General features: G+C 62.8%; 7 protein-coding genes. All 7 read left to right on the forward strand.

What is annotated here, in order from left to right:
- The first annotated feature begins 29 nt into the window (after nt 1-29).
- Nucleotides 30-476 (forward strand): hypothetical protein, encoded by a 447-nt coding sequence (locus JF781_RS23390; RefSeq protein ID WP_007172165.1) that lies wholly within the window; start codon nt 30-32, stop codon nt 474-476.
- Nucleotides 473-1,555 carry a hypothetical protein gene (locus JF781_RS23395; RefSeq protein ID WP_046182038.1) on the forward strand — a complete coding sequence of 361 codons (1,083 nt, stop codon included), beginning with the start codon at nt 473-475 and terminating at the stop codon, nt 1,553-1,555. Before JF781_RS23390 ends, JF781_RS23395 begins: the two co-directional genes overlap by 4 nt.
- Nucleotides 1,556-1,565: 10 nt before the next feature.
- Nucleotides 1,566-2,489, forward strand: coding sequence for a conjugal transfer protein (locus JF781_RS23400; protein WP_073877513.1), 924 nt, complete (start codon nt 1,566-1,568; stop codon nt 2,487-2,489).
- A gap of 61 nt (nt 2,490-2,550) precedes the next feature.
- On the forward strand, nt 2,551-2,841 hold the full coding sequence (locus JF781_RS23405) for a hypothetical protein (protein ID WP_225325409.1): 291 nt from the start codon (nt 2,551-2,553) through the stop codon (nt 2,839-2,841).
- Nucleotides 2,835-5,750, forward strand: coding sequence for an ATP-binding protein (locus tag JF781_RS23410; RefSeq protein WP_225325408.1), 2,916 nt, complete (start codon nt 2,835-2,837; stop codon nt 5,748-5,750). Before JF781_RS23405 ends, JF781_RS23410 begins: the two co-directional genes overlap by 7 nt.
- 65 nt (nt 5,751-5,815) lie before the next feature.
- Entirely contained in the window at nt 5,816-7,906 is a 2,091-nt protein-coding gene (locus tag JF781_RS23415) for a hypothetical protein (RefSeq protein WP_225329803.1), read from the forward strand.
- Nucleotides 7,903-9,708, forward strand: coding sequence for an AAA family ATPase (locus tag JF781_RS23420; RefSeq protein WP_007172172.1), 1,806 nt, complete (start codon nt 7,903-7,905; stop codon nt 9,706-9,708). Before JF781_RS23415 ends, JF781_RS23420 begins: the two co-directional genes overlap by 4 nt.
- The last annotated feature ends 146 nt before the right edge of the window (nt 9,709-9,854 follow it).

Here is a 9,854-nt window from a genome sequence, read left to right on the forward strand (position 1 = left end):
CGGCGCCGAGACGACGAAGGGACACCGCGATGAAGGGGCTTGTGGCGACGGCCGCAGTGCTGATGACAGTCATCGCCGCGATCGTGTTGGCGATCGTCGAACTGCTCATCAAACTCGCTCCGTTGCTGGTCGCGGCGGCGTGCTTGTGGGGAGCGGCCAAGCTAATAGGCGCACACCGCGCCCGAGGGGCGGCCGACGAGGAGCGTCTTAAGCAGGACTGGAGCCGGACCGCTCCCCAAGGCCCACCGCAGGCGGCGCCATCCACACCGCTGCCGCCGGTAATTGCTCATCGCGAACGCATGTATGTGGTGCGCGGTGAGGACACCGGCTTGGCCTCTGACCGCGACGACGGCTATGTCAAGGTTTCGGCGACGGCATTGCCGCGTGTGCAGCGTTTGCCGGCCACCTACCATCACCGGCGCAAATTCACGCCGCGCCGGGCTAGCGGGCACCGTTCGGGGCGGCGGCGGCCGTGAGCTCGGTTTCTGATCAGCAATGGCTGCGTCAGATTGGGGTGAATCTCGACGCCGATGCAGAACACGACCAAGACACCCTCGACAGCGGCGCGGCCGGGGAGTCAGCCGACGAGCATCCCGATGATGATGGCGCGATCAGCGACAACGACGCCGCACCCTTCGGCGAGGATCAAAGTGCCGACGCCTTTGCGGGTGCGTTCGTTTCCGACGGCGACGACCACACCGACTCGGCAGAAAACGAAAGCCCCGGTGCCGACGCTGATTTAGATCACGAGGCGGAGCGGCGTACGCGCCGATTTACGCCGTGGGTACTCGGCGCGTTCGCTGGCGTCGTGTTGTTGGCAACGGTGATAACCACGCTGGGCGTCACACTCTCAGGTCCCGACAACCCTTCGCCGAGTCTGCGCCAGCACGCAGTCAAATCGGGCCCCGCACCGACAATGGCGGCAGCACCAGCGCCGACTCCTGCTGATGGCGGCGATCACCCACTGCCGTTTACCGCCTCAGCCGACTGCCCGGCGGGCGCCTCAACTTCGGCGAAATCGATTGCCGATCCCGACAAGCCATCGCCGTGGATCTGCGTGCGGCATACGGATGGACAACCGCTCTATATCACGCTCGGGCCCGCCGGAATCGAACGCGCTTACGTGATCACGGCGGTCAGTATCGTGCCGGGGGATACTGCTGCGGCCCAGGGGTCCGGCGGTGACCCATGGCTACAGCATCGGGTGGTCACGTTGCTGCAGTGGCAGTTCAATGACACTGCGCACACGGTCGTCGACCAGGACACCGGCAATGCTCACGGCGAAGCGGTCAAACTGATTCCCGGGATCAGCGCCTCAAAAATCACTGTGATCATTCGGCACACCAGCCGTCCGGTCGCAGCCCCCCAGCCCAGCGTGTCGGCCCCAGACGGCGGACCGTTCGGCGGAATCCTGGGTGGGCCCACCCCGGCCACCGGCCCGGAACCGACCAACGGGCCTGACCCGACCGGCTTTGGGTCGGGACACGACACCGATCCCAGTGATGGAACCTTCGCGGTGTCGAGCATCAAAGTCATTGGGCACCAGGCGACATGAGGACGATGTGGTGAGAATCAGCAACGTATGGAAGAAGCGCATCACGGTGCTGGGCCACAGCGCCGGCCGGGTCGCTCTTGTGATTCTTGTGGCCAGTTCGTCCATCAACGGTATCGCCCTGCTGTGGGGGTTTGTCTTTCCCCCTGAACCAGCACCAGTGGCGGCGGTGGCCCGCGACGTGATCAACGAGACCGATCCCGTGAAGGCTTTCGCCGTGAATTGCGTGAAAGGGCTACTTGTCGGAACCACCTCGGGTGCTTCGAATTTGACACGCTGCTTTCCCGGGGGACAAAAGTACGAGTTGCCCACGACATCGTCGATGACGGTGTCGAACCCGGCGGCGTGGGCATCTAAGCGCAAGACCTCTTCCAACGACATCGTGCTCTATAGCGTGAAGGTTCAAATCGACGAACTGCCCTACCCGTCGGCGCCGCCGACGACGGCTTTCTACCAGCTGCCGGTGGCGGTATACCGGGATATGGGCATTCAGGCTCTTGATCGGATCAGCAGAGTCGATATGCCGCCTCCGGGAGCCTATGTGCCGCTGGGCTATTCAGCACCAATCGCTGCCAACAGCCCACTTTTTACGATGCTGTCTGGGTTTGCGACGTCGTTTTTAACCACCTCGGGTGGACTGGAACGGTTTATCACCACCGACTCGGGCATCACAGCCGTAGGGTCGTACTCCTCGGCCACAGTGACTGCTGCTCAGGCCGACAACACTCCACCCGATGCTCCCTCCGATAACAACGAATTAGCCACGCACATCGATGTTTCGGCGCGCCGATCCGATTACACCCTCGTATCGCTGTCTTATTCCCTGACGCTGCGTTCGGTGGGCGGCACCTGGTTTGTTGCCCAGATCGACGCGATCCCGCTGTTGGCTGACGCGACACCGACACCGGTGCCCACCACGGCGGTAGCACCGCACTGACCATCACTCACGTTGAGAGAAAGAGGGATTGATCATGATTAGACAGCTAACATTACAGACGTTGGCTACCCACACGACAAATGTGGCTGCCGGGGCCGGCGTGATCAACATGAGCCACGAAGTGCTTTACATCATCGTCGCAGTCGGCGGCACATACTTCCTGGGCAGCGGCATCGTGCGCGGTATGAGAGACCATTGGAAGCGCGGCACCGGTGCCGGATTGTCGGCAATCGCCGGCGGGGTGGCTCTTGCAGTTGTCGTAGCCCACATCGTCGGGCTGTATCAGCGCGGTAACCAGGAATTTGAGCACCTGCCCGGCAGCGTTGGCCACTCCAATACCCGCGGATGGTGACCACCGGCCCAGTTGCCCCACCACGGCCCGTCGACAAGGCCGAAGCGTGGTCGGGCATCCGCGACATCGACATCCAGATCGGGGAAGCCGCTCCCGGGCAGGAATGGCCCGGCGGGCCCTACCGCGGGGTGGAATGGGTGGCCATTGCCGCGATCGCGGGTCCCACGCTGCTATGGGTCGACAGCCAGCCCGCCGGAACCACGCTTCCGGTCCTCGCCGGCGGGGTGGTGCTCTGTGTGGTGACCGTTGGGCTGATGCGGCTACTTTTGCCCAAGGGACGTCCATCTCTTTCAGCACGTCTCGTTTTTGCCCGCAACACTATTCGGCCACCTCACCTGATCACCTCGCAGCCTCGTGCCGCTGAGAGGAAGCTGCGTGTTGACTCCAGTTTTGACCCTCCTGAACGTGTCGAGGACAATCTGGTCTTCACCGGCGGAGGCGTCTATGCCGAATTCTTGATCGATGGTTTGTCGGTCAATATGCGCTCGCTTGACGTCCACCGGCGAGCCGCCAGGCTGACGCGGAACTTGGGGCGCTACCTGCCCTCAGGCTCGCAAGTGCGCGGGTTGCTGGTCGCCGAGGACCAAAACGCCATCATGCGGGCAATGGTGGGTCCGCACACCAACAAGTCGACATGGATTGGGCAGTGCAAGCACTGGGTCCCAACTATCGCCCAAGCGAACAAGTGGATCACCAAGGGATATCGCGGTCCCGTGCGCCCACGGTTTTGGCTAACGGTGCCAGTCGATGCTGGCACCGCGGGACGCACACCGCTCGGACAGGGCAGGCGGGCTTGGGACTGGGTCAGCGGGCGTGACAAAGACTCAAGCACATCGATTCAGCACTACGCCAGTGTTGCCCGCCAGATCTGTGGTGCCCTACCTGATGAGTTTCACGTTCGCGCGGCTAGTCCAGCGCAAATCCATTGGTATCGGCGACATCGCGCCATGCTCGGCGTCATCCATGAGCCGATGCCAGCGGCCAGCACGGGGCCGTCCTCACTGAGCGCTCACGATTTCCCTACCATCGCTTTCGATGAAGGCGACAACGCCGGGCGGCCATGGTGGCGACCCAGTTTCAAAGCCTTGGTTCGCGTCTATGATCCCCACGAGCCCACCTGCAGATCGAGCTACCAGTCGTTTTTGACCGTCGAGCACTTCCCGGAGACAGGCCTGGCCTTTCCACGCGCTTCGTATCTGAATGCGCTGCTCAACGTGAACACCCAGGCCAGTATTGAGTGGACCCAACATATTTACATTCGCACACCCCAGGATGCGCAAGCCCGCAATTTCCGCTACACCAAAAACATCAAAGACCAGATGCGTCAGCGTGGTCACCGCGGAGCTGAAAACGACGAATTGCCAAGGAAGCTAGCGCGCACGCGGGCCTACACATCGCATCTGAACGGCAATCCCGCCGAACGCGAGCTTGACCACACGGTGATGATTGCGGTCGGTGCCGACTCACCGCGGGTCTTGGAGGATGCGGTCAAACAGGTCCGCCAGGAGCTTGACACAGTCGGCATCGCTGTCAAACGCCACCGTGGCGCCCAGGCGTTGCTGTGGAAGGCATTCAATACCGGAAGTGAAAACACCTGCCCGCTCGATGAATTTCGCAATCCCACCAGCGCACATAAGTGGTCGCTGTTCTTGCCGCTGATTTCGGGCCGCGTGGGCAACGTCAAGGGCAGTGCGCTGGCCATCGACCAGACCACGATGCGACCGGCGATCATCCTTCACGATCCCGAGGGAACTGCGCGCCGAAACAAGAACACCGGGCTGGCCGTCGTCGGCGATCCCGGCGGCGGGAAGTCCAACCGCACCAAACTCTCGGCGTATGAACTGATCCTGCGTGGCGGACGCGTTGTGGTGTTCGAGCCAGACACAATCGCTGAATGGAAGCAGGCCCTCACACCCATCGAGGGTGTACGGTTCATCGACCCGACAACGCCGCAGTACTTGTATGACCCGCTGGTGATCTTCCCAGCGCACCTGGCAGGGCGCATCGCGGCCTCGCACATCCTGCCCTGGATTGGGCTGTCTTATGACAGCCTGCTTGCCAAGCGTTACCGACGTTTGGTGCGACCGGAAACCCGGGCCAGGCAAGGGATTACGAGCCACCGCACACTGCTGGACTATCTGCGTTCACAGCCGGACGCCGACAACGACGAGTTGCTGCTGCGCTTAGAAACAGCCCAGGAGGATTTTCCCGGGCTTTTCGATGACCACTTGCCGCCCTACCGGCCAGAAGACTCCCCGGCCACGGTCTACCTGACCGGCAACCTGGGCTTGCCCAGCACCGAGGATCTCACCAACGCCGATCTCTACGCGAAACTGTCGGGGACCCAGCGCGCCGGAATGGCTATCTATGGCCTGCTCATTGAGCTAGAGCAGCGATACATGTTCGACCGCCTCGACGTATTCGACGTCATGATCTTCGAGGAGTGCGCCGAACTGCTTGCCTTTCCCACCACGGCACGCATTGCGCACAAATTCACTCGGCGGGGCCGTAAGCACGCGAGTGGAATCTGGTTCATCACACAGGATTTCAGGGACCTTGCCCGCATGGGGGATGAGTTTGTCACACAAAAATGGATCTTTCGTGTTCAAGACCCTGAACTGGCCTACGCGACACTGAAGTGGGCGCGCATCGACCCAGAAATGTATCCAGAGCTTGTCAGCGCACTAAGCGAGGACACCAGTCCTGGCTCCACCGCTGATGAAGACGTGTTCTCTGATCGCGGGGAATGGGGCGGCTACGCCACCGAGGCCGGGGCGGTCGATCGTGCCCGACTCGGCGAGGGATTCTTAGTCGACGAACTTGGACGTCCCGCACGCGTTCAATTTTTCGGCGCGCCAACCGAAGAGCAGGCACGCGCATTCGATAGCACCGCATCGGTGATCGCATGACTGCCAGCGATTCCCTCGCAGTCTGGCTAGTTGAGCACCCACGGTTGCGCCGCGTGATCGGCGCGATGACAGGTGTCTACGTGCTGTGTCTGTGGGCGGTGGTGGCCGCACCTAAAGCCTCGGCGGCGGTGGGTGCCGCTGCTCTGGGGTGGACGGGACTGCATGACTTGGACAACGTGCCGATCGCTGACTACTTCCTCTCGATGGTCGATACCACCGAAGCCACCTTCAACAACGGCCAACACGTCAGCGCGTTCGATCCCGAATCGTGGGGGTCGTGGATCGTCAAAGCCACCCAAACCGCGATCGCGCATACCACCGCAGCCTGGTGGCTGACCAATGAAGCTGCTCTTGTCGTATTCGCTATCGGGATTGCGCTGTGGCTTCTGCGATTTGCAATGTCGAGCTCGTGGCTCTTGGCCCTCGTTCAAATCGGGCGCCCCGTTTTCGCTACAGTGAACATGCTCGTCAACCAGATGTGGCTGGGGCCATTGGCGGTCGCGGTTTGTGTGGTGTTGGCGGGGTATCACCAACAGCGAGGGCGGCCGGCCCAGGCCCGCAATCTGCTAGGCACCGCCGCGGTGCTAGCTGCATTGGTGTGGACGGTCTTTCGTGACCCCATTGACGATCTAGTCAGCGATCACGGCCTGCTGGGCATGGGTCGAGCGACAGGCTTTCAGATCGCCCAGGACGCCCGCCAGAGTTCGTACGCTCCGGGCCAGTCATTGGATACCCAGCTCGACGCCCTGCTGGCGCAGCTGGTGTCTTCGACGGCGCGACCAGCTCTACAGTTACAGAACTTCGGCATGGTCGTTGATGATGTGGGCACCTGCCGCCAGGCCTGGTCCCAGGCCATCTTGGCCGCGCATAGCCAAGGTCCTGGACCGGCGCACGCGATGGCCGGATGCGGTGCTCCCCAAGCCTTGGCGCACGCTCAACAATTGGGGGCCAACGACTTTGTGCTGGGGCTGGTGTTCTTGTTCGCCGCGTTTTGGATCGGCCTGTTCATCTGGTACGTCGGGGTGAGCACGTTGCTGGTCGGTGCCAAAGCCACCTACTACTGCATCGTGGTGGTTCCCGCGGCGATGGTCGGCATGAGCGGTTGGCAGCGCGGCAAGAAATACGCGGTGCGCTGCGTCTCGCAGGTGTTGTTGCATGGCGTCGAGATGATGATCTTCACTGTCTTTTTGGCGTTGAGTGCGGTCGGGATGGGGTGGGCGCTCCCCACGCCGCAACTGGGGCATGGCGCCACCGCGGTCCCGCGCCTGTTGTTGGTGAGCCTGGGTTCGGTCGTAGGCATCTTCTTGTTCCATTACATCGACAAGCATTTCTACACAGACAGTTTGGGCACGATCGCCCACCACATCACTGGGGCGTGGTGCTCCACAAGCGGCGCTGTGCGCGATGAGTACAACGATTACGCCGAGGCGGGACGCAAAGCGCGCGGGCTGTTTCGACGGGTCGCGCGACGCGGCGATAGCGATGGCGCCGGCGACGATGACGGTTCTAACGGCGACGCCGACACCTCAACGCCGGGGTTCGATGCGGTCAAACCTCGGCCCAGCCGGATGCGCGGTGAGGAGGAGACCACGGCGACCCGGACGACCGGGGCCACCACCACCCGGATGGCAGCAGAAAAGGCCGGGGCGAGCGAGGCCGCGGCGACCGCAGGTGGACATGCCGCGGCTGCGGCAGCAGAGGGGGCCGGCGCCACAGCGGCAGAAGGCGCCGCCGCGGCCGCCGCGCCAGAGGTGGTGATTCCCGCCGTCATCACCGAAAAGACCGTCCAGCACATCCGCGGACACCACCACCGCAACGGCTCAGACCCCGGGTCCCAACAAGGCGTCCCGGACAGCGACACCAGCCCGCACCTGGCGGCGTCCAATGCCCTCAGCAACGGCCAGCCAGGGGAACCAGATCAAGGCGAGGTGGCGCCGATGGCCGGCTCAGATGGGCTGCCATCGCTACCGAGCCATCCGCGCCGCCCGGCCCAGGGCGTGGGTCGCCACCAGGCGCCCCCGTCGGCAACCCCTGATGAGGACCCCGGCCTGCCGCTAGATACATCATCTGAGCAGCAGCGATCGTTCGAGCTGTCTGAGTCGCCCGTAGAATTTCCGTCACCACCTCGACCACGAGCAAGGGACTATCACCAGTGAGTGCCCGTGACTATTTCGACATCGGGATTAGCCGCCTGGGCTTCGGTGGGCCCGTGGCCGATCACGCGGGAGCGCGCGAAGCCTTCACGCAGGCCACCGACATGGATCCCGGCATGTGCGACGCGTGGATGGGGTTGGCGGTTGCTGGCGACGTCAGCCTTAACACCATGCGCGGCGCATATGATGCGCTATCGACTTTGCATCGCGAAACGCGTCGGATTGGCCTGGCAGATTCTGCGCTAGCGCCAACCGTGTCTACGCCATTCCTCATTGACCTTTACCCGCACACTCCGACCGGGATCACCATCGCCTACGCGGCGACACTTGTTAGCCAAGGCGACTACGACCAGGCCGAAAAGATCCTCGACGGGGTTGACCTCACCGTCGAGCCCGCGCAAGCGCAGATACACCGGTTCATCGGGGCCACAATGTTTTTCCTGACGCGCCGCTGGCCAGACTTGTTGACGTGGACCTCGCAGGCCTCGTCGAGCAGCGGTGGAATCGTGGAGGCCGCCACACGGCTGCTCAAAGGAATCGCCCAAACCGGGCTGGGACAGTTCGAGGCGGCGCTGGCCACATTGACATCCGTCGTGACGCAGGCCGACCAGGCCAAGCTCGACCAGAGCGGCATCGATACCTCGCACCTGCTGGCCGAGGCGGCCGTATATCGCGGCTTGTGCCACCGCGCGTTGGGGGACGAGGCCGCCGCCCGCAAAGAGTTCAGCGCAGCCAGCGTAGACGGTCAACTGCGCCCGGACGCCGCCGCCGCGCTCGATGACCCCGGCTACGGCGTCACCGTCACGACCCCAGACGTGATTGCCGCCCGGTCCAATCGGTGGGACCCGGATTCTGGACCGAGCGTGGCCGACCTGCGCAGAGCCCGGCAACGCAAGGAAGCCGTACGTGTGCTGGAGCGCGCCGAACGCGAACTCGACGAATTCATTGGGCTCCGCCGCGTCAAAGAGCATGTCAAGGAACTCAAGTTCGTCAAGGTCTACGACCAGAAGATGGCCGAGCGCGGCGTCCAGATCGGTGAGCGCGACACCTTGCACATGACTCTGGTCGGCCCGCCGGGGACCGCGAAAACCTCGATAGCACGGCTGATTTGCGAGATGTATTTCGGCCTGGGCATCCTCGAATCGCCAGAATTCATCGAAGTCTCCCGCAAGGATCTTGTCGACGAGCACATCGGTGGCACCGAGAAGAAAACATCAGCGATCTTGCAAGCTGCCAAAGGCTGTGCACTGTTCATCGACGAGGCACCCGAACTCTACAAACCGGATAATGAGCGCGATTTCGGCCACATCGCCGTTGACGTCATCATGAAGTGGGCAGAAGACCATCGCCACGACACAATGATCGCCATGGCTGGCTACGCCAGCCCAATGAACCGGCTTTTGAGCGCTAACCCGGGACTGCGGTCACGGTTCCCGTTCCAGCTCGAATTCACCTCCTGCGACACCGACGACCTGGTACGGATCGCTGAGCTGTTCGCAGCGCGGTTCCATGTGGCCATCGAACCCTCCGCTCTTTCGCGCTTCAGCAGCAACGCTGAGTGGCTATGCAACACGCCAAGTACACGCCCCGGTGAACCACACATGCTCATCGATGTCGCCGCCAACGGCCGGTTCGCCCGAACCGTCATTGAACAAGCCCTGCGCAAAGCCAAAGCCCGCATCGCAGCGGACCCGACGGTGGACTTGCTCACCGCCGACCTGAGCAGCATTAGCACAATCACGCTGGCAGACATGGACGCTGCCCTCACCGACGTCCTGGCGGCCTTTGAGCTCGTCACGCCCTAAGCCCATCGTGGGCGCTGAAATGCGGATCGTTGTAGGCCACACTGATGCTGGGGATGCTGTCCAGGTGGACGTGGGTCAGCATGGCCTCGTGGTGGTCGCCGGCCGTGAGCTCGTCGGTGCGACGTTCATCGACTACCTCGCACTTG

Source organism: Mycobacterium sp. WUMAC-067, from assembly GCF_020217485.1.
In the GTDB taxonomy this organism is placed as follows: Bacteria; Actinomycetota; Actinomycetes; order Mycobacteriales; family Mycobacteriaceae; genus Mycobacterium.

Bases quoted from the DNA above. Each gene is read 5' to 3' on its own strand.
- JF781_RS23390 (WP_007172165.1), top strand. From the start codon at position 30: ATGAAGGGGCTTGTGGCGACGGCCGCAGTGCTGATGACAGTCATCGCC.
- JF781_RS23410 (WP_225325408.1), top strand. From the start codon at position 2,835: ATGGTGACCACCGGCCCAGTTGCCCCACCACGGCCCGTCGACAAGGCC.
- JF781_RS23415 (WP_225329803.1), top strand. From the start codon at position 5,816: ATGACAGGTGTCTACGTGCTGTGTCTGTGGGCGGTGGTGGCCGCACCT.